This is a genomic window from Psychrobacter submarinus (assembly GCF_904846685.1).
Classification (GTDB): domain Bacteria; phylum Pseudomonadota; class Gammaproteobacteria; order Pseudomonadales; family Moraxellaceae; genus Psychrobacter; species Psychrobacter submarinus.
The window spans coordinates 930,404-954,053 of sequence record NZ_CAJHBQ010000001.1; the positions used below are offsets into that span (position 1 = coordinate 930,404).

23 protein-coding genes, 1 tRNA gene and 1 pseudogene are annotated in these 23,650 nt (G+C 44.6%); 15 read left to right on the forward strand and 10 right to left on the reverse strand.

Features of this window, described 5'->3' with window-relative positions; all coding sequences use genetic code 11:
- Positions 1 to 57 precede the first annotated feature (57 nt).
- Together topA and JMY03_RS04220 are read right to left on the reverse strand one after the other, a co-directional pair.
- On the reverse strand, positions 58 to 2,832 hold the full coding sequence (gene topA / locus JMY03_RS04215; protein WP_227675476.1) for a type I DNA topoisomerase: 2,775 nt from the start codon (positions 2,830 to 2,832) through the stop codon (positions 58 to 60).
- 290 nt (positions 2,833 to 3,122) lie between these two features.
- A complete protein-coding gene (locus tag JMY03_RS04220; protein ID WP_201601343.1) occupies positions 3,123 to 3,776 on the reverse strand; it encodes a hypothetical protein in 654 nt (217 codons plus the stop codon).
- A gap of 296 nt (positions 3,777 to 4,072) precedes the next feature.
- Between JMY03_RS04220 and JMY03_RS04225 the strand changes: the two genes are divergently transcribed.
- Positions 4,073 to 4,615 (forward strand): DUF2799 domain-containing protein, encoded by a 543-nt coding sequence (locus JMY03_RS04225; protein WP_227675477.1) that lies wholly within the window; start codon positions 4,073 to 4,075, stop codon positions 4,613 to 4,615.
- A 582-nt stretch (positions 4,616 to 5,197) separates the two neighbouring features.
- Positions 5,198 to 6,235: a siderophore ABC transporter substrate-binding protein gene (locus tag JMY03_RS04230; RefSeq protein ID WP_201601346.1), complete on the forward strand. Its 1,038-nt coding sequence runs from the start codon at positions 5,198 to 5,200 to the stop codon at positions 6,233 to 6,235.
- A 96-nt stretch (positions 6,236 to 6,331) separates the two neighbouring features.
- Here the strand turns inward: JMY03_RS04230 and JMY03_RS04235 are convergent, their stop codons facing one another.
- From JMY03_RS04235 to JMY03_RS04250, 4 genes and pseudogenes are all read right to left on the reverse strand, one after another.
- On the reverse strand, positions 6,332 to 6,982 hold the full coding sequence (locus tag JMY03_RS04235; protein WP_201601348.1) for an IS1595-like element ISPssp3 family transposase: 651 nt from the start codon (positions 6,980 to 6,982) through the stop codon (positions 6,332 to 6,334).
- A gap of 202 nt (positions 6,983 to 7,184) precedes the next feature.
- Positions 7,185 to 7,928: a TorF family putative porin gene (locus JMY03_RS04240; RefSeq protein WP_201601350.1), complete on the reverse strand. Its 744-nt coding sequence runs from the start codon at positions 7,926 to 7,928 to the stop codon at positions 7,185 to 7,187.
- Positions 7,929 to 8,276: 348 nt separating this feature from the next.
- A pseudogene (locus JMY03_RS04245) lies at positions 8,277 to 8,504 on the reverse strand (threonine synthase); the annotation flags it as partial.
- Positions 8,505 to 8,794: 290 nt separating this feature from the next.
- Positions 8,795 to 10,852 (reverse strand): TonB-dependent receptor domain-containing protein, encoded by a 2,058-nt coding sequence (locus JMY03_RS04250; protein WP_201601352.1) that lies wholly within the window; start codon positions 10,850 to 10,852, stop codon positions 8,795 to 8,797.
- A 494-nt stretch (positions 10,853 to 11,346) separates the two neighbouring features.
- Between JMY03_RS04250 and JMY03_RS04255 the strand changes: the two genes are divergently transcribed.
- The gene (locus tag JMY03_RS04255) at positions 11,347 to 12,762 is read left to right on the forward strand and encodes a uracil-xanthine permease family protein (RefSeq protein ID WP_025644009.1); all 1,416 of its coding nucleotides are present in this window, start codon (positions 11,347 to 11,349) and stop codon (positions 12,760 to 12,762) included.
- A 312-nt stretch (positions 12,763 to 13,074) separates the two neighbouring features.
- Here JMY03_RS04255 and JMY03_RS04260 read toward each other — a convergent pair whose 3' ends face one another.
- On the reverse strand, positions 13,075 to 13,734 hold the full coding sequence (locus JMY03_RS04260) for a TetR/AcrR family transcriptional regulator (RefSeq protein ID WP_201601354.1): 660 nt from the start codon (positions 13,732 to 13,734) through the stop codon (positions 13,075 to 13,077).
- A gap of 309 nt (positions 13,735 to 14,043) precedes the next feature.
- On the opposite strand from JMY03_RS04260, the gene uraD reads away from it, so the two are divergent.
- The 8 genes from uraD to JMY03_RS04300 all read left to right on the forward strand — a co-directional run bounded on the left by uraD (position 14,044) and on the right by JMY03_RS04300 (position 20,038).
- Positions 14,044 to 14,559, forward strand: coding sequence for a 2-oxo-4-hydroxy-4-carboxy-5-ureidoimidazoline decarboxylase (gene uraD / locus JMY03_RS04265; protein ID WP_201601356.1), 516 nt, complete (start codon positions 14,044 to 14,046; stop codon positions 14,557 to 14,559).
- Positions 14,560 to 14,625: 66 nt separating this feature from the next.
- Positions 14,626 to 14,994 (forward strand): hydroxyisourate hydrolase, encoded by a 369-nt coding sequence (gene uraH, locus JMY03_RS04270; RefSeq protein ID WP_201601358.1) that lies wholly within the window; start codon positions 14,626 to 14,628, stop codon positions 14,992 to 14,994.
- A 57-nt stretch (positions 14,995 to 15,051) separates the two neighbouring features.
- Entirely contained in the window at positions 15,052 to 16,347 is a 1,296-nt protein-coding gene (locus JMY03_RS04275; RefSeq protein WP_201601361.1) for a urate hydroxylase PuuD, read from the forward strand.
- Between the two features lie 64 nt (positions 16,348 to 16,411).
- A complete protein-coding gene (locus JMY03_RS04280) occupies positions 16,412 to 16,795 on the forward strand; it encodes a cytosine permease (protein ID WP_025644019.1) in 384 nt (127 codons plus the stop codon).
- Between the two features lie 73 nt (positions 16,796 to 16,868).
- Positions 16,869 to 17,861 (forward strand): allantoinase PuuE, encoded by a 993-nt coding sequence (gene puuE, locus JMY03_RS04285; protein WP_201601364.1) that lies wholly within the window; start codon positions 16,869 to 16,871, stop codon positions 17,859 to 17,861.
- A 94-nt stretch (positions 17,862 to 17,955) separates the two neighbouring features.
- Positions 17,956 to 18,789, forward strand: coding sequence for a bifunctional allantoicase/(S)-ureidoglycine aminohydrolase (locus JMY03_RS04290; protein WP_025644022.1), 834 nt, complete (start codon positions 17,956 to 17,958; stop codon positions 18,787 to 18,789).
- A 137-nt stretch (positions 18,790 to 18,926) separates the two neighbouring features.
- Positions 18,927 to 19,493, forward strand: coding sequence for an ureidoglycolate lyase (locus JMY03_RS04295; protein ID WP_201601368.1), 567 nt, complete (start codon positions 18,927 to 18,929; stop codon positions 19,491 to 19,493).
- 44 nt (positions 19,494 to 19,537) lie between these two features.
- Positions 19,538 to 20,038 carry an EamA family transporter gene (locus JMY03_RS04300; RefSeq protein ID WP_227675478.1) on the forward strand — a complete coding sequence of 167 codons (501 nt, stop codon included), beginning with the start codon at positions 19,538 to 19,540 and terminating at the stop codon, positions 20,036 to 20,038.
- Positions 20,039 to 20,158: 120 nt separating this feature from the next.
- Here JMY03_RS04300 and JMY03_RS04305 read toward each other — a convergent pair whose 3' ends face one another.
- Both JMY03_RS04305 and JMY03_RS04310 read right to left on the reverse strand, forming a co-directional pair.
- Positions 20,159 to 20,902: an amino acid ABC transporter ATP-binding protein gene (locus JMY03_RS04305; protein WP_025644028.1), complete on the reverse strand. Its 744-nt coding sequence runs from the start codon at positions 20,900 to 20,902 to the stop codon at positions 20,159 to 20,161.
- A gap of 47 nt (positions 20,903 to 20,949) precedes the next feature.
- On the reverse strand, positions 20,950 to 21,234 hold the full coding sequence (locus JMY03_RS04310; protein WP_449314255.1) for an ABC transporter permease subunit: 285 nt from the start codon (positions 21,232 to 21,234) through the stop codon (positions 20,950 to 20,952).
- A 24-nt stretch (positions 21,235 to 21,258) separates the two neighbouring features.
- On the opposite strand from JMY03_RS04310, the gene JMY03_RS04315 reads away from it, so the two are divergent.
- The 3 genes from JMY03_RS04315 to JMY03_RS04325 all read left to right on the forward strand — a co-directional run bounded on the left by JMY03_RS04315 (position 21,259) and on the right by JMY03_RS04325 (position 22,799).
- Positions 21,259 to 21,774: a hypothetical protein gene (locus JMY03_RS04315; RefSeq protein WP_201601373.1), complete on the forward strand. Its 516-nt coding sequence runs from the start codon at positions 21,259 to 21,261 to the stop codon at positions 21,772 to 21,774.
- 80 nt (positions 21,775 to 21,854) lie between these two features.
- On the forward strand, positions 21,855 to 22,478 hold the full coding sequence (locus JMY03_RS04320; protein ID WP_201601375.1) for a hypothetical protein: 624 nt from the start codon (positions 21,855 to 21,857) through the stop codon (positions 22,476 to 22,478).
- A gap of 244 nt (positions 22,479 to 22,722) precedes the next feature.
- Positions 22,723 to 22,799, forward strand: a tRNA-Val gene (locus JMY03_RS04325).
- A gap of 218 nt (positions 22,800 to 23,017) precedes the next feature.
- Here JMY03_RS04325 and JMY03_RS13415 read toward each other — a convergent pair.
- Positions 23,018 to 23,107, reverse strand: coding sequence for a helix-turn-helix domain-containing protein (locus tag JMY03_RS13415; protein WP_201602140.1), 90 nt, complete (start codon positions 23,105 to 23,107; stop codon positions 23,018 to 23,020).
- Positions 23,108 to 23,169: 62 nt separating this feature from the next.
- Between JMY03_RS13415 and JMY03_RS04335 the strand changes: the two genes are divergently transcribed.
- Positions 23,170 to 23,490, forward strand: coding sequence for a hypothetical protein (locus tag JMY03_RS04335; RefSeq protein WP_201601377.1), 321 nt, complete (start codon positions 23,170 to 23,172; stop codon positions 23,488 to 23,490).
- The last annotated feature ends 160 nt before the right edge of the window (positions 23,491 to 23,650 follow it).

Below are 23,650 nucleotides of genomic sequence, written 5' to 3' on the forward strand. Positions count from 1 at the left end.
AATTTATACCAGTAGCGCCCCAGTTTATAACCGTTTTACTTCAAACTGGCTATATTACTATTCTTCTACCCACTCGCCTTTACGCCAGTAGACGCCCCAACGCGTGGCCTTGCCGTTTTTCTCGGAGCCGATGTATTGCTCTTTTTTCTTACGTGACCAGCGCAAAATAGTCGGGTTACCATCTGGATCTTCATCGGGCCCTTCAAATAAATACTGGAACTTATCATCCATTTTATCTTGAATAGGACGCAGCTCAGCGAGTTTCGGCGCACGTGTCTCGCGCACTTTTGGGAACTTAGACGCAGCTAAGAACATACCAGCTGCCCCCTCACGCAAGATAAAATAATCATCGTGCTTAGTGGACTTAAGATCCGGCAGATGAATAGGATCCATACGCGGCGGCGCAGGCTCGCCAGTCTTTAATACTTTACGGGTGTTGTCGCAGTTTTGACAAGCAAAGTAAGGCCCGAAGCGTCCAGTCTTAAGCTCCATCTGCCCATCACACTTGTTGCAATCAATGGTTGGCGCATCAGAGCCAGGGACTTCAAACTTACCTTCTTCTAAAATATAGCCATCGCAGTCTGGGTTATTACCGCAAACGTGCAACTTGAGACCGCCATCGACGATATAGCCATTCATCGCAGTACCACATTTCGGGCAGCGTTTTTTCTCCATCAAGTCTTTGACTTCAGCGGCCTCATCATCTGTGTCGCCATCGTCAAGACTGGCAAACGCTTCAACTGGCATGAGGTTCTTAGTGCCTTTACAGCGCTCTTTTGGCGGTAAGTTATAACCCGTGCAGCCTAAGAATACACCTGTAGAGCCGGTACGTAATTGCATAGGGCGATCACATATATGGCAGTGCACATCGGGCACATCGGTGGGATCGTTTGGACGCATACCGTCTTTGTCTTTGGCATGCTCGACTTTATGCTTAAAATCAACATAGAAGTTATCTAGTACATCTTTCCAGTCGCTATCACCTTCAGCAACATGATCAAGCTTGTCCTCGAGCGCCGCGGTAAAGGTATAATCCATCAAGTCAGGGAAGCTGTCGGTCAATCTATCAGTGACGATATCGCCCATCTTTTCGGCAAATAGACGCTTGTTTTCAAGCTTGACATAGCCGCGATCTTGAATGGTCGAGATGATAGAAGCATAAGTCGAGGGACGACCGATACCTTTTTTCTCAAGCTCTTTGACCAGACTTGCCTCAGTATAGCGCGGTGGCGGCTTGGTAAAGTGTTGGCTCGGATCGAGCTTATCTAGGGTGAGCTTATCGCCTTTTTTGACATCAGGGAGCAGCGTATCATCAGTTTTGGCCGGCGGCATAACACGAGTATAGCCATCAAAAGTCATCGTACGGCCGCGCGCTTTTAGCTCAACATTACCCGCCTCTACCAAAAGATTGACTGATAGATACTTAGCAGGCGTCATCTGACAAGCCACAAACTGCCGCCAAATCAGCTCATATAGACGAATAGCATCACGCTCAACGCCTTTTAATTGCGTCGATTTCATGTTGACATTCGAGGGACGAATCGCTTCGTGCGCCTCTTGCGCGTTTTGTTTGTTACCGTAGAAGTTTGGCTTTTCGGGTACGTACTTTTGCCCATAGCTGTCTTCGATAAAGCCGCGCGCCCCTGCTAAAGCGTCTCCTGACAAGAACGTCGAATCGGTACGCATATAAGTAATATGACCGGCTTCATACAAGCGCTGCGCTAAGATCATGGTCTTTTTGACCGAAAACCCTAGACGCGTACTGGCTGCTTGCTGCAAAGTTGAGGTGATAAAGGGTGCGCTAGGACGCGACTGAGTGGGTTTTTCTTCACGCTGTTTAACGATAAAGTCGTTGTCTTTGAGGACTTGTAGAACTTTATCCGTCTGCTCTTTATTGACAAGCTTTAGCGTTTTGTCGTTTTGTTTAGTCGCTTCTAAGCGTATGCCATTTTCATCGCCCTCTTTTTTGCTGGTTTTTTTATCGTCAGCAACGTGAGTATCGGCATGAATCTGCCAATACTCTTCGGGGATAAAAGCGCGAATTTCATGCTCACGCTCCACGACTAAGCGCATCGCCACGGACTGTACGCGTCCTGCGGATAGACCGCGAGCGACTTTTTGCCAAAGAATTGGCGAGACCATAAAGCCGACGACGCGATCCAAAAAACGTCTGGCTTGCTGAGCATTGACGCGATCGATATCGAGTTTGGATGGCTGCTTAAAGGCATTTTGAATGGCGTTTTTGGTAATCTCGTTAAACACCACGCGCTCATATTTACTATCCGCGCCGCCGATGACTTCTTTGAGGTGCCAAGCAATGGCCTCCCCCTCTCTATCCATATCCGTTGCCAGATAGATTTTGTCAGCGTCTTTGGCTAGAGATTTTAGCTCTTTAATCACTTTAGTTTTATTAGGCAGTACTTCATAGACCGCCGCCCAATCGTGCTCTGGATCGATACCCATACGGCGGACAAGCGCTTGCTGCGCCTTTTCTTCTTTAGATAAGCTCTCATCTTTATTAGCAGCAGCTTTTTTGGTGCCTTTGCTAGCGCCTACAGGAAGGTCACGCACATGACCAATACTCGAGCGCACCACAAAGTCTGAGCCCAAGTACTTATTAATCGTTTTGGCTTTGGCTGGTGACTCGACAATCACCAGCGACTTGCCTTTAGAGCCTGCACTGGCAGTGGTCGTTTTAGTAGCCTTGACACTAGCTGCTTTAGTAGCCTTCGCTTTCGTCGTTTTGGTAGCGGTAGTCTTTGCGGCGGCTTTGCTAGGTTTGGTTTCGCTAGTAGCAGACTTCGTTGTTTTTTTTGTTGTGGTTTTTGCCATATTTGACGACACCATAATAAAGGGTAAAAATAAAATAGGAATTGGCAGCCAAGCTTTTTATACCTACAAATGAAATTATCTTAAGCGCTGCCTACAAAACGGTTATAAAAAAATAGTTATAAAATGTAAAATAACTGGTAAATATCAATAAAATAAGATCAAGCCTATAAGGAAGTTACACTGCTAAGCGTTAAAATGTCAACTTATTAAATAAAGTGCTTAATAAACTGACTGTTTTTTGGACAGTCATTTGCACTATCAAAAACAGTTAGTTTGCTATGAGTGTGCTGTTAATGAGTATAATTATCAGCCGTAACTCTTATATCATTATCCGCACTATTAGTACGAGATGCTGGCTTTTTTATCTGCTCTGCCCACTCTTCAAGCTTCGATTTTAGAGCGAGTAAGTCCTCTTCGATCATTTGGGCGCGGTAGCTTGGATTGGTCATAGGCCGCACGTAGGAGACATCTTCCCAATATATAATGATGCTATTGGCCTTAGTCCATAGGCCCTTAACAAAAGGTTCAATGCCCACAGGTAGATCTAAGGGCGTCTTATCTAAGCCAAAATTCGTCTTTTTGATAGTGTTGTTTTGACTGCCAGCATGATTACGAATAGCGCTTGGAATATTAAGCGCGACCGCATCAACACTCTCATCAACGAAACGACTATCGGGACGCCACTGCCCGTCTATCACTCGATAGCGTGTATGCGGCAGCTGCACATTGTCTAGTACCAAACAATACTGCCCCATCATACCGCGGCCATACTCCTCATCGCGGCCGGGAAGCCATTCAGGACAAGTCACAAGCTTTGGGTTGAGCTGTAAGCGCCGCGCAGTCATGCGTAGTTTATCCAAACGCTGATCGATACCGTTAGGCTTGAGCGCCATCATACTCCCTAATACAAAAAGTACAATAAGGATAGCAATCCATATTCCCATAAATTCTGCCTTTTTTGATTAGGGACTGTTGAAGATAGTACAGGCGACCGTTACTTGCGACGCCTGACAGTAATAGGTGCTACTCATAATAAGTACGAAAGTTAAAAAATCAAGCTTAGCTATCTATAGGCTACTAATATTGCTTAGCTCATTGAGATGACTTCAATCATATTATGCTTTAAAAATCATAAACTTAGTTCATAAAAACATACCTATCTCTAACACAACCTCGATAGCTAGTATAATAAAAGCTGCTATCATAACCTATATTATGACTCGTTCAAGTGAGAAAGTTTATGATGCCTTATCTAACAAAATGCCAGTCAGCTTCGTCGTCGGCGCCTTTGTTATCAGTGAAGACACTTGGCAAAGCTAGTGCTGCTGTCTCTCTCATCACTGCGGCGGTTTTAACCTTATCTGGCTGTGCCACTACGCAAAGCCTTACCCCGCAGCAGTGCCAAACCAGTAACTGGCAAGAAGTGGGCTACGCCGACGGCTTACGTGGACGCTCAGGCGCTTACTTTGGTCAATATGCCAATCAATGTGCAAGCGTGATTGGCGCTACGCCCAATCGAGTACTATGGGAGCAAGGTCGCCAGCAAGGCCTAAAAAACTACTGTACTGAGCTTAATGCGTATAAGCTTGGCCGTGAGGGCTATGATTGGCAGCCCGTCTGTCCGCTTGAAGGAATAGAGAAGCTAGAAGAGGCTTATGCGCAAGGACGCTATTACTATATCCGTCAGCGTGATTTGGACTATCTGCGCTCGCCTTATCCGTTTGGCTATGGAGGCCGTTTTGGTTACACTCCTTTTTATACACCCTTTGGGTATGGGTGGTAAAAAAGACAGAGCACAAAACCTCAATAAGTACGGTTGGAGGTCAGCCTTATTATTCTCATATTCTTTATTCTTATACTAGTGATATTTCTAATACTAAGCTTATTGGTCTATATCGGTAGCCTGTTTTTTTAATGGCTACTTATTGAGTGGTTTGTCCACGAGTTATCTGCAAAGAAAACTCTCTTCTATGTGATTCAAGAACTCGCTGTTGTTATCCGAGCGACTGCCTTGTATAAAGCCCCGTCTTTATCTATCTGCAATTACCGACGTTCAGCACTTCACTCAAATTGCCACTGCATAGTCATAGATACAAACTATGATACAAATGACAATCATTATCATTGATAAAATTTCTGAGTTACTTTATCATGAGCGTCTATTCATACTTCTTAGCAGTTAATTGCAAAACGTCCAGTCATTAACCTATTAAATCAAGGGCATTCTATTTGGTTCTTGATTAACGAGCAGTGCTTTAGCGCTTTTTTATTGGTGTCAGGCGGGCTCTTTTTTATTTTCTATTGGCTGATAACTTTTATAGTCCTATAAGCTGCATCTTAACTATCACGATATTCCGAGTCTTTTATGTCTAATAATAATATTACTGCTCAAACTTCTATATTTAAACGTCCACTGCTAGCGACTGTGACGGCCGCGCTACTGGTCAGTATCAGTTTGACAGGCTGCTCCTCTAACACTAGTGAAACTGATGATACCAAAGTCGAAAACCACACCGCTGACGCGGCCTCCAATGTCGCAGATAATGACGCAGTCTCAGTCAAAACTATCGAAGTAGATACCGTACGAGGCGATGTCAGCCTACCGATTAATCCCGCGCCGCTTGTAGTCTATGACATGACGTTGCTGCAAGACTTGGCAGCGCTTGATATCGCTGTCGCTGGGGTGCCAAGTGACCTGCCTTTAGACAACTTGCATTCAGAGACTCAGCCTGATCCTGAACAGGTGGGTACGGTATTTGAGCCTGATCTTGAGGCCCTAAACGCCATGCAGCCACAAGCTATCTTGGTCGGTTCGCGTATGGCGGAAAAATACGATGCGCTCTCAAGCATCGCTCCAACCTTAGATATGACTATTGATACGGCTAATATCTATGAGTCCAGCAAACAGCGCCTGCATGATTTAGGTGCACTATTTGGTAAAAGCGCGCAAGCGGCCAAACTACAAAACGATATCGACAGCCTAATCACAGAGACCAAAGCGGTCACCAAAGACAGTGGCACCGGTCTGGTGGTGATGGTCAATGGCAATAAAATGTCTGTCTATGGCGCTGACTCACGCTATGGCTTTATTCATAATGTCGTCAATGTGCCGATCGCTGACGATCAAATCAAAGACGGTCCTCATGGTCAGCCGATCTCTTTTGAATATCTACAAAAGACCAACCCTGATTGGCTATTCGTCGTCGATCGTAGCGCCGCTATCGGTGAAGACAGCGTGGGTGCCAAAGCAGTCTTAGACAATCCGCTGGTCGCCCAAACCAATGCTTGGAGCAAAGATCAAGTGGTTTATCTGAGCCCAGACTCCTATCTTGCTTTCGGCGGCTACCACCAATGGATGCAGGATCTAACCACGATCAAAGACGCTTTTACTAAAGCCAACTAAGCGTTGATAAGCGCTATATTATATTGGTCTAAAGTTGCAGCTATGGCTCAGACTTTATAGCTGTTTCATCATTTATTATGGGGCTGTCCTAGATAACTAGTTCAAACCCTGTTTAACCCATTGTTTTAATTGTAGTAATTGCGACTTTGGGTCACTGTGATTAAAACGCCACTCACATTCCTTTAAATAGAGGTGAAAATGCTCTTTTGGAACTCCGTTAAACTTGCGTAGATGCCGTTTATCTTGGTTCCAAAAGTTCTCTATACTATTAATGTGATTCTTGTCATTAACAAAGGTTTTGGAGTGGTTAATACGATAATGAGTAAACTCACTGACATCTAATGCGTTATAGCTTTTAAATGAGTCAGTATAAACAATGCTATCAGGCTTCACTTTTTCTCTTATGATTGGGATCAAAGTATCTGCTTTAGCATTGGGTATAATACAAGCGTAGACCTTGCCATTACGCTTTAGTAGACCAAACACGGGCACTTTGCTACCAGCACCTCGCCCTCGCTTGCCTTTACGAGTGCCACCAAAGTATGATTCGTCTACTTCGATTTCGCCTTCAAATAGACCAGGGTCTTGGCTATTCTCGTAAATAAGCAGTCTTAGCCTATGAAAGTAATAACTGGCTGTCGTTTTATTAACACTAACTAAGCTTGCTGCTGTTCTGGCGGTAGAACCGGCAACAAATAACTCGATGAGTCTGTTTTGTTTATACCAACTTAGTTTACTCTTTCTCATAGTACTATCCTAAATAATTTTATTTATCTAGGACAGCCCCTTCTTTTTAATCTATTCAAACAATCTTTATTCGATATAAATATTAAGCATTTAACATGCCAAGACGTATTTAGAACCAATTCTCCATAAAAAAATCCTGCCTTGAAGTAAGACAGGATTTTTTTATCGCAAGGCTAATTTTCTAGCCTATGCTATTTACAACTTAGAATGCTTTAGTAATTGTAAATACAGCACCAGTCTCTACACCACGTTTGTACGGGTTGGTGTCGGCGTCAATATTTGTGCCGACAGCAGCAAGCTCAGCTGACAGGTCTTCAACAGAAGCAAAGCTGTAAGTCACACCAACTTTCCAGTCGATGTAGTTATCATCGCCACTAGCGTTATCACTGAAATCATAATCGTCAGCAGTGGTATAACCTAAGCTTGCTACACCACCGAAAGATGCGCTCAATGGCATGCTATAAGTCAGGTTTAAATACCATGCATCAGTATCTAAGCCAAAAAAATCATTAGTGAAATTCACGCTTGCAAGCAAACTGTCACCAACAGTGATGGTGTCTGCAAAACCTAGACGTGCATACAGCTCAAGCCAATTCAAATCAGAAGCACTTGGATAGCCGTAGTACAATAAACCGACATCTAAAACTGGTTTAGACGCCAAAGAGCCAAGTTCAGTGCTATAACCTACATATGGATCGAGCTCTAATGAGCTACCAAAGCCGACATTCGAGCCCCAGACACCTGCGTATAAGCCAGAGCTATGGGTTAATCCATAACCAACTTGAACGGCAGGGTCGCTTTCAGTTTGTGTCATACCACGATAGCGGTAATCTGAAGTCATTGCTGCAGTACCAGAGAATGATACATCGCTTTCAGCTGCCATAGTCAAGCCACTTGCACAAGTGAGTAAAGATGCAGCCACTAATGTAGAAAGTTTAAAGTTCATGTTGGTATTCCCCCAAGCTGTTTATTACAAATGTTCAAATCGAAATGATTTGACTCTGAACTTGTTATTGAAATTGCAAAGGGCGTGCCAACTTTATTAAGTTACTGTTTTATCTTATTTCTTTGCAATAAAACTGCAATAACTTACAAAACCAACTTTGAAGCATTATTGTATTGCACAAATATTGGGCGATTTATTGATTTTGCACCAAAACAAATCAAACTGTATCAAATTGTTTGTAAATAGGAATTATTCTTATACAGTTTATATTCTGCACGATGCAATAAAAAAAACCAACCGCAGTTGGTTGGCTTTTTAAGTATTTTCTTCTGAGCAAAGCATGAAAAATTATTTTTCCATATTTGATAGGATTGATGTTCTGACATCATCCAATGTGGCATTGATGGTGAGCATCACGGCATCGGCACATTGTTTGATCGCAGTGTCAGGATCTTTTAGACCATTACCCGTCACTGTGCAAACGATCACCGAACCTTCAGCGATTTTACCTGCTTTAATATCACGGATTGCACCGCCGATTGAAGCCGCCGATGCAGGCTCAACGAATACGCCTTTTACTTCTAATACTCTTGGATTAGGTTTGGTCATTTTTTATCCTTTTAGCTGTCTAGTTAACCCACTTTAAAAACGATACAGTGCTACTGGGATGAATTTTGTGCAGCCTCTGTGTAAGCAGCACGCAAAGAAAATTTATACCAGTAGCACAGTCATACAACCATCTTGGTGAGGTCTAAAATTACGATAAGAAAAGCCAGCTCTCCTCGTCAGACAGCTGGCTTTTTATTTTTCATCAGTCACACTACGATTATGCAGTCAGAGCTGATAGATTTTAGAGTTAACGACTTTTAGAATTGATAGGTCAAAGAGGTTTTGATATTACGACCCATCTCAAAATCTGTAGCCGTAGCATCAGCCGTATTTAAGCGTGAAGCGTGACTGGCATAAGTCTCATCAAACAGGTTATAAACCCCAACGGTGGCTTTGACATTCTCGAGCTGACGTGGTGAATAGTTCACATACACATCGTGCACATCATAGCTTGGCTTAGTCTCACCTTGATTATCAGTAATAGATGCTACATAAGTACTGCGCCAGCCCAAATCAACCATATCATTAGCTGCATAATCTAAGTTCACCATGTAGCGATCGCCTGAGTCAGCACCACTGCCACTTACTGATGGGATACTATTGCCTGTCTTATCGCCTTCGCTACGAGCACGTGAGTAGCTCAGCCCCATACCAAAGTCACGAGTAGTGTAGTTAGCAGCCAGCTCAACACCATCTATTTTATAGTCTTCATCACTGTTGAACATACCTTGACAGTCACCGCCTATCGCGCCGGTCTCACAGTCAATCCCAAATCTACCAGGGCGACTACCTGTACGCATAAACTGCTGATAGTTCTCGATATTGGATCTAAAGTATTTTGCACTCAATTGTAGCGCATCATCAGCAATGGTTAGATCGCGTAGCGTGGTGGTCACACCTACCTCAGAGTTATAGCCTTCTTCTGGCTTAAGGTCATCATTGACATAAATACCCTCGCCATTGCTGTTAAAGACAGTTGGGCCTAAATCTGGACCATTAAACAGCTGGGTATAGCTGGCAAACACTTGGGTACGCGGCGCAACCTCGTAGCTTGCAGCAAACGCGCCAACCACATTGTCATAAGTAGAACCGCCCGCCACAAATTCAGGAGACTCATAGCGGTCGTAGCGTACACCTGGTGTCAGCGTTAGTTTGCCCATTTGCCATTGGTCTTCTAGATAGACTGAGGTGTTATTGGCATCATCATTCGCAGTTGCAGAACCATCACGTGCCATCTCAGATTCTTTTTCGTAGTACTCAGCGCCTGCGATTAGCTTATGACGACCGCTATTTGTGTCAATAACACTGGTATTTTCAATCTTAACACCTGTGGTTTTTACTTTTGCATCAAAATCAAAGTTGCCTACGTCTTCAGAATCACGCAGAATCTGCGTTTCTGTTTGATAAACGGTGGTATCAACGTCAATGAGTGAGTTTGCTGGATTAAAGTTATGATCGAGCGTATAAGTATCGCGCTTTATTTCTTGTGGGATGACATCAGGACCACGACTGTTAGGAAAACTTGGAAAATCTGGTCGATAAGGGAAAACACCTTCTTTTTCGGTACGGCTGAAGCTTGCACCGACATGATGATCGTCACCAATATACGCGCCTGCTTTTAATAAGATGTTTTCGCTCTCACTGTCCTCATAAAGCTCACGGCCGTCGCCATCTTCACCAGAGTCGGTATCGCGCTTGCCATAATAAGCCAATAGGTCGATATTGTCTGTTGGCGCACCATACACAGTCGCTGACGTAAGTAGCTCATCATTATTACTGGCATAACCTGCCTTTAGTTTTGCGCCGATCTTTTGACCGGGCTTTAATAAATCTGCAGCATCGACCGTTTCAAACGCGACCGCGCCGCCTAAGGCATCGTTACCCAGCGTGACTGAGTTATTACCGACCGCTACCTCAGCTTGTTTTAGCAAGTCAGGATCAAGAGTGACATCGCCCATATGATAAAAGAGGGCACCCTCTTGACGCGCGCCATCGACGGTGACTTTAAGATTGGTATCGTCAAGACCACGCACTCTGATACGCTGATTCACCGTTGAGGTGCCACCGACCTCGACTCCAGGTATCACATCTAAAAAATCGCTTAAGTGGCTTGCCTGCGCTGCGGGCGTATAGTTGTCGATATAGACTGAGTCTTCTTGTACATTTTCACGTACTGAGGTGTTTGCCGTTACCGTAATGGTCTGTAGCGTAGTACTTGGCATGTCTTCTGCAGCATTAGCCATTTGTGAAAATAGCGCTGTGGCTACCCCTATAGATAAAACCGATAATCGACTTGAAAACGTTACTACGCCCATAAAATACTCACTTAATTTAACTGCCAAATCTATGCCCAAAAGTTAGTGAACGATGTATAAAACAGCAAAGCCGCATTTTTGATCGGCTGTTAACGAATGATGTATCTCATTCGCAGCTCAACTGCTATAACTATCCACTACCCTCTATAATAATGTTAACGATAATTATTATCATTAACATTTCGGAAAGTATAATAGCGAAGTATTTATAATTTGGCAACAATGAATTAAAGCTTTGATATAGAAATAAGCTCGTCACTAAGTTTACTAGCAGCGTTTATTGTTAATAATTGCCGCTTTTAGGCTAAAAAAGCGTTGCAATAATGAACCCTTTCACTATATCCTACAGATAGCTGACTAAATGGTCAGGTTATGTCATTAAGGTTCGATAGAGTAACTAAACAATTATTCTTGATTTATTGGTTTATTAGCATATGGACAAGTACTACTCTTTATTCCAAAGGACTGCAAAGGTCATATAAAAGGAAGTTATCATGAGTGAAACGACTGTACAGACGCAAGGAAATCCAGACTTACTGTATGGACTGCACGATCGCCCTGCCGCGGGAAAAGCATTTTTGGGCGCAGTACAGCATGTACTAGCCGCCTTTGTTGGGGTGATTACGCCCTCGTTAATCATCGGCGGTGCTTTAGGTCTAGGGGAGCACATCCCCTACCTGATTAGTATGGCACTGATGGTATCTGGCGTCGCCACCTTCATCCAGACACGCAAAGTCGGTCCCGTTGGTTCTGGACTTATGGCGCTACAAGGCACTAGTTTTGGCTTCTTAGCCGCAGTACTAGCAGCAGGGTTTGTGGTCAAAAACCGCGGCGGTAGTCCTGAGGAGATTCTCTCAGTTATCTTCGGGGTGACCTTTCTTGGTGCTTTTGTCGAGATATTTTTGAGTCAGTTCATCACTAAGCTCAAGTCGCTTATGAGTCCGATTGTGACCGGCTGCGTTATTGTGACCATTGGTCTGTCGCTGACTAAGGTAGGTCTGACTGATCTAGCAGGCGGAGTGGGTGCAGAAGATTTTGGTAGCATTCCTAACCTTATGCTTGGCGGCGGGGTCTTGGTCAGCGTCGTACTGATCAGTATCGTCAATAATAAAGTCATTCGCTCAAGCGCTATTTTCATTGGACTGATGCTGGGTTTGGCTGTCGCTATGTTTATGGGCCGTATCGACTTCTCGTTGGTCGCTGAAGCCCCTCTCTTTACCGTGCCTGTTCCGTTCAAGTTCGGTTTTGGTTTTGACTGGCAGGCCTTTATTCCAATCGCCTTTATGTACATCATTACCAGTATCGAGACCTCAGGAGATCTCACTGCAACCTCGATGATCTCAGGTGAACCGATCAAAGGCCCGCTATACGAAAAACGTATCAAGGGCGGAGTATTAGGCGATGGTGTCAACTCCGCCATCGCTGGGGTATTTAATAGCTTTCCTGTGACGACTTTTAGCCAAAATAACGGGGTCATTCAGATGACCGGTATCGCCAGCCGTTATGTCGGTTTTTTTGTAGCAGGCATTTTATTTGTTATGGGTCTGTTTCCTTTTCTTGGTGCTATTTTTACTCAGCTGCCAAAGCCAGTCGTTGGCGGGGTGACGCTACTGATGTTTGCGACCGTAGCGACTGCAGGTATTCGTATTCTAGCGACAGTCAACTTCACTCATCGTAATGTATTAATTATCGCCACCTCACTGGGTCTGGGTTTGGGCGTCGCCTTTGTCCCTGATGTGTTTGCACAAATGCCGCAGATGTTCCGCAATATCTTTGGCTCAGCGGTAACGATGTCTGGTGTGGTTGCTATCTTATTGGATACTATCTTGCCTAAGAGCTATGGTGCTGAATTTGATACGGCTGATCAGCATATAGATGATGGCTTAAAGACAGGCAGTCATGCACCTTAATGATATAGTCAATCAATATTAAAAGTGGTACAAGGCAGACGAGTGCAAGTACTACAGTAGTAGGCTAAACGAGTCTAACGCTGTAACACTTTAATAGTGGTTCGACTATAACAGTGATGGTAGTGATAATGTCGTCATAGACTATCGCTAGGATAGATTATTACTAAGGCAGATTGTTAGAATAAAAAGTACAAAAACCGCCATAAGATTATTTTATGGCGGTTTTGTATTGATGAATCTAAAAACGAAGTTATAGCATTGAGTACCTCACTGGCTTAGCATTATTGCATTGCTATACCGCTGGAGCGCTAATTACTCAAGTCCACAGCCGCGTAAGATAAACGGTATCAAAAACTCGGCTGCTCGCGCTTCATCATTCTCCTCATACGCCTGTTTTTGTAACAAACCAACAATCTCAGTTTCAAATTCAGCATAACGCTGGGTGGTCGCCCAAATCAGAATAAGCAATTGAAGCGGATCTTTGATACCTATCTTGCCTTGCTGATGCCAAGTTTTCATCACCTCCACCTTATCAAGCGCCCAGTCTTGCATCGTATGCGACATAAAATCATGCAAATGCGGAGCGCCGCCGATGACTTCAAGAGCGAAAAGCTTATGGCGATTGGGATGAGCAAAAGCTTGGTGCAGCTTAGTTCTGACAAACTTCTCAATGACGGTTTTTGGGTCGCTATCTACCGTCATTGTTACAAGACCCTCGTTCCACTCCTCAATAATGGCGCGCAGTACTTTTTCATAGAGGTTTTTTTTATTCTTAAAATAATAATGTACATTGGCTTTGGGGAGTCCGGCACGATCGGCAATGCCCTGCATCGTAGCGCCGCGGAAACTTTTTAGCACAAACTCCTCTTCAGCAGCCTTGAGAATGACGGCTTGATTATGAGCGCGAATGTCTTGCTGACTGCGGTGAGTGCCATTATCTAAAGTGCTCAAATCATCGGTGGTAAAAGTCATAAATGTATCCTATAAAAAGCAAATAATGACAGCTTAGTGGTTAAGTAATGCTAATAACGCTTAAATTATTGAGTACTAAATGCGATAAATTATGATATATTGTATAAAGTAGTTGACCATTTGGTCAACTTTAAGCAGAATAGCCAATATAAACCATTTGGCGACTTATTTATACTTTTATTATCACTCTCAGCGATAGCACTTTAGCATACCAATAGACTGCCAAACACCTAAGGCATGTCCTTATTTTTGATACGCTATGATTTGAAAGGCTATGAGGCTTCCACCCTACAAGAAAAGGACTTCATCGTGAGTTTAACCTTAGCGCAATTCAACGACTTTGACCAAGACCAAGCCACCTCCGCACTACTTACTTGCTGTACCAGCTCTCGCTGGGCGCATAACGTAGCAAGCGCTCGACCATTCGAGACGCTAGAGGCTCTGATCGCTCATAGCGATACGGTATGGAGCAAAGTGCAACAGCAAGAGTCGGACCTGTTAGAGGCGCTTGACGGCCATCCGCAAATCGGTAATGTCGCCACGCTCAAAGAAAAGTACCGCAATACTGCAGATAGCGCTGCTCATGAACAATCAGGCGCGAATGAAGCAGATGATGAGGTTCTTGAAGCTCTAGCACAAGGCAATCAAGCCTATCTTGATAAGTTTGGCTTTATCTTTATCGTCTTTGCCACAGGCAAAAGCGCTAAGCAAATGCTCGACTTACTATTAGCGCGTTTGCCGAATGAGCGCGCCACTGAGCTTGTCAACGCTTCGACAGAACAAAATAAAATCACGCGCTTGCGTTTAAACAAATTATTTGAATAAGCCGTTTAGCTCAACTAACCGTACTTTTAAAACACTGAAAATACCAAAAACATCAAAGGATTTATTATGTCCGCTTCTCTTTCCTCGCATATCTTAGACACTCATTTGGGCAAACCTGCCGCCGATATCGCAGTTGCTCTACGCCGAGTCGATAACCATTCAAACGCCACGCTTTTGGCTCATGGCACTACCAATAGTGATGGCCGCGTAAGCCCAGATAGCTGGCAGTTTGATGAGGCCGTGAGCGCAGCTGATCGTGAACTGAGCACGGGTCGCTATACCCTTACCTTTGATACGCAGACCTATTTTGATACCCAAAACCTCACAGCTTTTTATCCACAAGTCATCATCGACTTTGTGGTCAGTGACCACAGTCACTATCATGTGCCCCTATTGCTAAGTGCTCACGGTTACAGCACTTATCGCGGCTCGTAATTTATTTTTCGTATCAAACGCAGTATTTAAGACATCGTATAAAAGGACAGTAGTCGCATGGGTGCATATCTTCTTGATTGGGTCGCTTTATTTTTTCGCTGGTTTCACGTTATCGCCGGCGTAGCATGGATTGGTGCGTCCTTTTATTTTGTTTGGCTCGATCTGAGCTTACGTAAGCCGCCGCAGTGGAAAGCCGATAAAGGTATCTCTGGCGACTTGTGGGCGGTACATGGTGGCGGGTTTTATGAAATCGCTAAATATAAGCTCGAACCGGAAGAGATGCCAAAGACGCTGCATTGGTTCAAGTGGGAAGCTTATACCACTTGGCTAACTGGTGCGGCGATGATGGCGATTGTCTACTACGCCAATGCGACCGCCTATCTGATTGACCCCAGCAAAGTCGCTTTTGGTAGTCATGTTGGCGCTATCTCGACCAGCTTACTCTTCTTGTTCGGTAGCTACTTTGTCTATGAGGTTATCGTCCGTAGCCGCATCGGCAAGAATGCGTTAGTGTTTAGCTCTACTATCTTTATCCTGCTAGTGCTTGCAACTTGGGGCTCATACCAGCTGTTTAGTGATCGCGCCTCTTTTATCCATGTCGGTGCTATTTTAGGTACGATTATGGCGGGTAACGTGTTTTTTGGGATTATGCCCGCTCAGCGCGCGCTAGTGGACTGCGTACGTAGAGGCGAAAAGCCGGGTAAAGAAGTCGCAGACTTGGCACTTATGGCCAAGAACCGCTCTTTGATGAATAATTATTTTACCCTGCCGCTTATCTTTACCATGATTAGTAACCACTATCCGATGATGTACTCGCATGCTCATGGCTGGTTAGTGCTAGTGTTTGTAGGCGTCATTACGGCACTTGTACGTCACTATTTTAACCAAAAGCATCTGGGCAATACGCAGCCCAAATTCCTATGGATTCCAGCTTTATTGACTGTTTTATTGATTATTTGGATGCGCCCTGCACCTATTGAGCCGCTTCCTGTACCACCCGTACAGTCTGCGGTTCCTGTGGAAGCTGCCCCTGAGACGCCGACACCTACTGACGCAACTAATCCAGCAATAGCTGCGGCTGATAGCACTGGGGAAGCCGTAACTGTCTCAGCTAACGATGCGGTTATGAGTGTGGTACAAGCAAAATGCGCAACTTGTCACATGGCGCAGCCGACGCAGCAAGGCTTTAACGCGCCGCCTGCTGGCATTATATTGCAAACCCCTGAAGATATAAAAACTCATCAAGCTAAAGTGGTCACTGCGGTACAAACCGGCTATATGCCATTAGGCAATATCACTCAATTAACCGATGAGGAGCGCGCTCAAATTGTGGCGTATGCCGCTGGGCTATAGAATGCTTTGAGCGGTTAAAATAAGACGGCAACGGTAGGCCAATAGACAATATTGAATAATTCGCTTGACCGTCGGCGCGCTTTGGTTATCAGTCATCAGTAAAATTGGTATCGTCGGTTTTGTCAACGTCGTGGGCGCTATCATCGCGCCATTCTTTGGAATTTTGGTCATCGATTACTACATTATTAGACGTCAAAACATCAACATGAATGACTTGTTTTCTGCGCAGCCAACGGGCGCTTATTATTATACCAAAGGCTGGAATATCCGTGGTCTTATCGCCTTTGCTATCGGCGCTTTGTTTTCTGTCGCGACAGTACTCGTACCGAACTTGGCAAAATTCGAAGGTTACGGCTTCTTATTAGGCGCAGCAATCGGCGGGTTAATTTACTGGCTTCTCATGCGCAAATATGGCATTGAGCTCAATAAAACTTTAACGCACAAATAAGCACTGTGTACTGTTAAGGCGCTAATAAATAGCTAGATGGTTAGCAAACAGTATGAATAGAAGGAAAAACATTATGACGCAAAAAATCACCAGCGACTTTGATCACTCCGCTTATCCGCGTGATCTAAAAGGCTATGCTGATACTCCCCCTAAAGCCAACTGGCCTGGCGGCGCTAGAATCGCTGTTCAGTTCGTCTTGAATATTGAAGAGGGTGCAGAAAATAGTATCATCCACGGTGATAGCGAATCAGAGCGGTTTTTATCTGATATATTGGGCACGCCTTCGTTTAACAATCGTCATCAGTCTATCGAATCGGCGTTTGAATACGGTAGCCGCGTCGGCGTTTGGCGCGTCTTGGATGTCTTTAAAGAGTATGGCCTTCCCATCACGACATTCACTTGTGCTGCGGCCGCAGAAAAAACCCCGCATATCATTGAACGTGTACTAGAAGATGGCCACGAAGTTGCTAGCCACGGCCTGCGCTGGATCACTTACCAGTATATCTACCGCGAAATCGAGCGTGAGCATGTGCACCGTGCTACTGAGATCTTTGAGCGTATGCTCGGCAAGCAGCCTATAGGCTGGTATACCGGACGTGACAGTCCCAATACTCGTGAGCTGGTCGTCGAGCAAGGCGGCTATAGTTATGACTCTGACTCCTACGCTGATGAGCTGCCTTATTGGCTAAATGTCAAGTGCGAAGATGGCGATAAAATATTACGTAAGCCGCATCTGGTTATTCCTTATACGCTTGAGACTAACGATATGCGTTTCTCATCCAGCCCTGGATTCACCAATGCTGAGCCTTTTTATCAGTATCTCAAAGACAGCTTTGACACGCTGTATGAGGAAGGGGATAAAAACGGCAAAAACACGCCCAAAATGCTTACCATTGGCCTGCATTGCCGTATCATAGGCCGCGCTGGGCGTATTGTCGCACTCAAAAAATTCTTGCAATATATTACCAATAAGCCTGACGTTTGGGTCTGTCGCCGCGATGAGATCGCTAAACACTGGTACGACAACCATCCAGCGACTAAGGATAATACCGCAGACTGGATGTAACTATTGTAACTATGATCGATATCATCGGAATAGATATCATCATGGTCTTAGACTCAAATTTATCACGGCCCCTAATGACTAAGGACTCTTAACTATGTCAACAAAAAGCACGTATTATGCACCAACTGGCGGCTTACCGCCGCAAACCCAGCTGCTATCCGATCGCGCTGTCTTCACTGAAGCTTATGCTATTATCCCTAAACGTGTTCTCACTGACATCGTGATTAGTTACCTGCCCTTTTGGGAAGGTATGCGTATGTGGGTGATTGCTCGTCCGTTAAGCGGTTTTTCAGAAACCTTTTCACAATATATCGTCGAAGTCGCACCCAATGGCGGCTCTGACAAGCCTGAGCTCGATGCGAAAGCCGAAGCCGTATTATTCGTCGTTGAAGGTGAGATGGACGTGACTATCGAGGGAGAGACGCATCATATGGAGGCCGGTGGTTATGCGTTTTTACCTCCTGGCTGCAAATGGACGCTGAAAAACAATAGCGACACCCACGTCAAGTTCCACTGGATCCGTAAAGCCTATCAGTATGTAGAAGGCATCGATGTACCTGAAGCTTTTGTTACCAGTGACCATGAGGTCGAAGCGATTGCCATGCCAGATACCAATGGCGTCTGGAAAACCACGCGGTTCACTGAGCAGTCTGATATGCGCCACGATATGCATGTAAACATCGTTACTTTTGAGCCAGGCGGCGTGATTCCATTTGATGAAACGCATGTAATGGAACACGGCTTATACGTGCTAGAAGGCAAAGCGGTCTACCACTTAAATGCTGAGTGGGTCGAAGTTGAGGCCGGTGATTTTATGTGGCTACGTGCGTTTTGCCCGCAGTCTTGCTACGCTGGCGGCCCTGGTCCCTTTAGATACTTACTCTATAAAGATGTGAATAGACATATGCCTTTTATTCGTCCAGAATAATAGGTCATCTGGAATAGTAGATCGTGTCAAATACCAGCATTCATTCTAATACGCCATTTGCATTTAAATGGCGATTTAAGTCGCCTGCAAATTTGTAAGGAATTTGCAGGTAGTCATAATAAAAGTAAGGCAAAGTCATGAGTACTACGATCGTTGCAAAACCTTTAACTAAAGCTGAGTTTGCTCCCTATGGCACGGTGATTGAACCTTATGATGATGAGCAACAAACGCCTGATAATTGTTACCATATCAACCGAGGTTATGCTTGTCGTCATCACGCTATTACCAAAGTAGCGCTAGATGGCGGTGAAGTTGGCCTAAGTATTTTTCGGGCCAAAAAGCGCGACCACCCTATCAGGTTATCCGTGATGGAATATCATCCTTTTGGCACGCAAGCCTTCTTTTCCATGAATGGCCGAGACTACGTCGTAGTCGTGGCCCCTGCAGGCGAGCCGCCAAAATCAGCTGATGATTTGACCGTGTTTTATGCCAAGTCGCATCAAGGAGTGCAATACGATAGAAATGTCTGGCACCACCCACTACTAGCGCTAGGTGCTGATTGCGACTTCTTAGTCGTCGATCGCATCAATGGTCCTGGTAATAACTGCCATGAGCTAAATATTGATGATTGGGGCGTCAAGATTGAGATCGAAAACGAGCAACCTGACCCTAAAGCGCAACCAGTAGAGCAAGAACAGGTTTAGATGTCGGTACTGAACGATTAGCTTTATTTGGGGTAGGTCTGACGATGGCAGGAGATGGCGCGCAAGTCAACTGGGGCATAGGGTTAGGACTATTAGCAGGGGTGTGTTATTCGTTATATGGTGTGCTTGGCAAACGCGCTATGCACTACGCGCATCCGGCTCCCTTAGTGTTTTTTACCTCCATCGTGATTAGCGCCAGCGTACTGTTATTATTACCTGAGACGTATCATACTTATAGCAAGTTATTGAGCTTGCCTGTATTGAGCTTAAGCTACGCATTAGGGCTCGCACTGATTGGTACGGTCGTGCCGTTTGCCTTATATATGAAAGCGCTAGAAAAACTACCCGCTTCTCGCGCTTCGGTGTTTACTATTTTTGAGCCGCTGACTGCTATTGCTTTAGCAATATTACTATTGAACCAGTCGCTTAGCCTTGTTCAGTATTTAGGCGTCATGCTTATCTTACTCGCCGCGCTATTTAATGCGCTACTTAACGGTACTACTACTCGAGTGCCACGGTGGCTGCGACGACGGCAAAAAGTCTAGTATTTATTAATCGTTATCAAAAAAGCCCCAACCATGACACCACAGTTGGAGCTTTATTTCGCTTAAAATTAAAGCTAGTGCTATAAGATTTGATAGATGATTTGAATGGCTGTAAATCTACTATTGTTCAATACGCTGCAAAAACGCTTGCGTACGCGGGTGAGTGGATAGCTCAAACATCTGCTGAGCGCTGCCCTCCTCAACCACATGGCCATCCTCAATTAATACCACATGATCGGCGACATCGCGCGCAAAGCTGATTTCATGTGTGACCACAACCATCGTCCAGCCCTCACTTGCCAGCTGCTTCATGGTCTCAAGCACATCTTGTACCAACTCCGGATCAAGCGCTGAGGTCGGCTCATCAAATAGCAACAGCGACGGCTCAATGGCCAAAGCGCGGGCAATGCCGATGCGCTGCTGCTGACCACCTGATAGCTGAAACGGATACAGATCGGCTTTGTCCGCAAGCCCCACCTTGTTGAGTAGTGCTAGCGCTTGCGCCTGCGCGTCAGCTTTTGAGACGCCTTGCACTACGGTCGGCCCAAGCATTAAGTTCTGTAGCGCCGTCTTGTGCGGAAATAAATTGTAAGACTGAAACACCATGCCCGACTTACGCTGCAGGGCCAATAGCTTTTTTTTATTTGGCTTAGCGCTAAAATCTACACTTAAGCTATTATCATCAAAAGCGATCACCCCTTGGTCAGGGATCTCCAGCGCATTGATACAGCGTAAAAAAGTAGTTTTGCCTGATCCTGATGGCCCTAATATCACCACCACCTTACCTTTATCAATGCTCAAATCTATGCCCTTTAGCACTTGATTGGTACCAAAAGCTTTGTGGATGTTCGTGATTTGAATCATAAAGACGTTTCCGTTTACAAATGAAAAGCTAGCAGTTAATGGTTAAGCTATTTTGCCACATAGCGATCAAGACGCGTCTCAAGCTTGCCTTGGATAAAGGTCAAGAACAGACAAATTCCCCAATAGATAAAGGCCGCTTCAGTATAGACCAGCATAAACTCATAGTTACGCGCGGTGATGATCTGCGCTTGTTTAAAGAGCTCAGTGACCAGCACTAAAGAAGCTAGCGAGGTGTCTTTGACTAAACTAATAAAGGTATTAGACAAGGGCGGCACGGATACTCTAAGCGCTTGCGGCAAAATGACATGGCGAAAGGTCTGTAGATACGTCAGACCTACTGTCGATCCCGCTTCCCATTGTCCTTGCTCCTCAAAGAAAAAGAGCCGCTACAAGGCGCGGTCGCTGACTTTTTTTATGGCTGTTGGTACGACATTCCCTATGACGTTGAGGATATATTTATCCGTATCCAGAACCGCTTGCATCCGCAGATAGAGCGCGCGTTTCGTAACTGTATTAATAAGATTGACTATATCCGGCATAGCAGCGAGTTTGCCACGCGCTGGAGCGTGCTGATTACCCCTTCTCTCAATGTCGATACGCACCGCCTGCGTATCAGTAGCGATGATGCGAAAGAGATCGCTAAGAATATCACCACTGAGCTGATGAGCGCGCGCGATAATGAGGACTGGAGCACTATCGAGCAGATAGAGAACGAGTTTTTTGCGCACTGCTTAGCTTGTAACGATCGTCTCGCCTTCTCTATCGTCTGGTTTCGTTTAGGTAAGAGCGACTGGCAGTTCGATCAGCGCTGGCAAAGCTGTCAAGAGCACTTGGAGCAAACCCAAGTCGCATCAGTAGCAACAGACGCCTAACTACAGCTTAGCTCCTTCTGAGCTCTTATCTCACTTTTTCACTCAGCAACTAGATACGCACTACAAATAAGGTTATCTTTATGTCCAGTTTTGCTCATGCCGAAAAAACCTATATCACGTTGACCCCAGCGGGCGTCTTTGAAGCCTTTTCACAGCCCAAGCCTACGGCCATGCAATTGGCTCTACAAGCGCTGTTATCGCACCAAGAGACTATGTTAGTCGCCGATTGGCTCAAAGCGTTTCCTGAGCTGTGGCTTGAGGGTTTCGTTGAGCAGGGCTTTATTGAGAAGCTCTCAACCTTTTTACCTGCGCCTAACCTACCGCTAGATCAGTTTTTGCCATATGTCGTCGCCAGCCTCTCAGGTAAGCGCCGTGCTGCTATCGCCTCAGATGAGGGCTTTTGTTTGGCACGGATTGGTTATAGTCAAGAAGAAGCGGATATGCTGAGTGTCGCGGCGGCGGACTTTTCAGGGTTTATGCTTAGGCAGCAGCAGCGCGGCTGGTCATTGGATAGCCGCGCCATCTCGTTCTTTCAACAAGTGGATCTACTCATCCCTGAGACAAGTTTTGTGTTTTTGTGGATTGATAATGATGGTTATGCCGTCATCATCGATGGCGAACCTTTAACCAATAATCGCGCTTTCGTTGAGCTGATTTGGGGTATCAAAACCTCGGGGCTAAAATTCGAAACTGCAGAAGCGTAAAGCTGAGACTATAAACAGACTGCTCATTGATCGTTTTAGTTAGTTTGTTTTAGACGTTGTTTAGAACGTTCTGTTTAGGCTATCTATTAACCTTTTTACGTCAGTAATACATCTGTCTACTTTACCATAACGCAAATACACCCTTGGTAAACTGGCTAAAAAACTATTTATCTAAATATCCTGTAATTATTCTCATAAAAGACTTGCAAAGTCTGAAAAACTTGCTAAAATGCATGGCCTAAATAGGCGTATAGCTCAGTTGGTTAGAGCGCTACCTTGACATGGTAGAGGTCGTTGGTTCGAATCCGATTACGCCTACCAGATTCGAAAGCCCCAATCTCAAGATTGGGGCTTTTTTTATGCCTGTAATATAAAGGCTGTAGCGAAAAGATAACATTTGGAATCTCTATTATTACTCTTGTTGAGCCCTCTATTAAAATGATCAAAAAACTGACGGTGACCAAAACGTGACCAGCTCTGAAAGTTCACTAAAAACTAAGCCTACTTTTTGACCTCAACTCTAAACTTTATAGTAGTATCTATTCTTTAGTAATTTCCGACTTACTATCATCTACATATTCAAAGATATCTCCTACCCCTACTTCAAGATATTCACAAAGCTTATCTATAGTAGAGTGCGAGCTTTATGGGCTTCTACCACAATCACGCTATAGTTCTTAAGCAGAGTGTTATGAGTGTAGACTTTGTGTTTGATCCGACGCTCAATGAAATTACTACAGATTTATGCCGTGATTACTGGTCTTATAGTTCGCCTAATAACTATATCGCTCATGTAGAGTTATTATGTCAGTCTTACGGTATAAACTATTTTCTATTATTTAGCACGCTTACAAAATGTCAGGCATATTTAGACAATGTACGCTGTGATTTCTGTGGTCGTCCATACGAGCTTGATGTACCAGCAGATATACCTTATGCAAGAAGTTTGCGCTCTTGGTTTTGTGAGGGGTGTATCAGCTTTTCAGGTGGTCAAATTACTGTAAGTAGATAGACTAATAAGTGTAATTAATTACCAGATAACTTAGGTTATCTGGTTTCACATTCAATTAACTAGCGACATATACTGTCGTTTTAAATATATTATTCATTGTTTTACGAACAAAGTTCCGTTAAAGTAAATCCGTATTCAAATTCTACGATACTTTCAATAG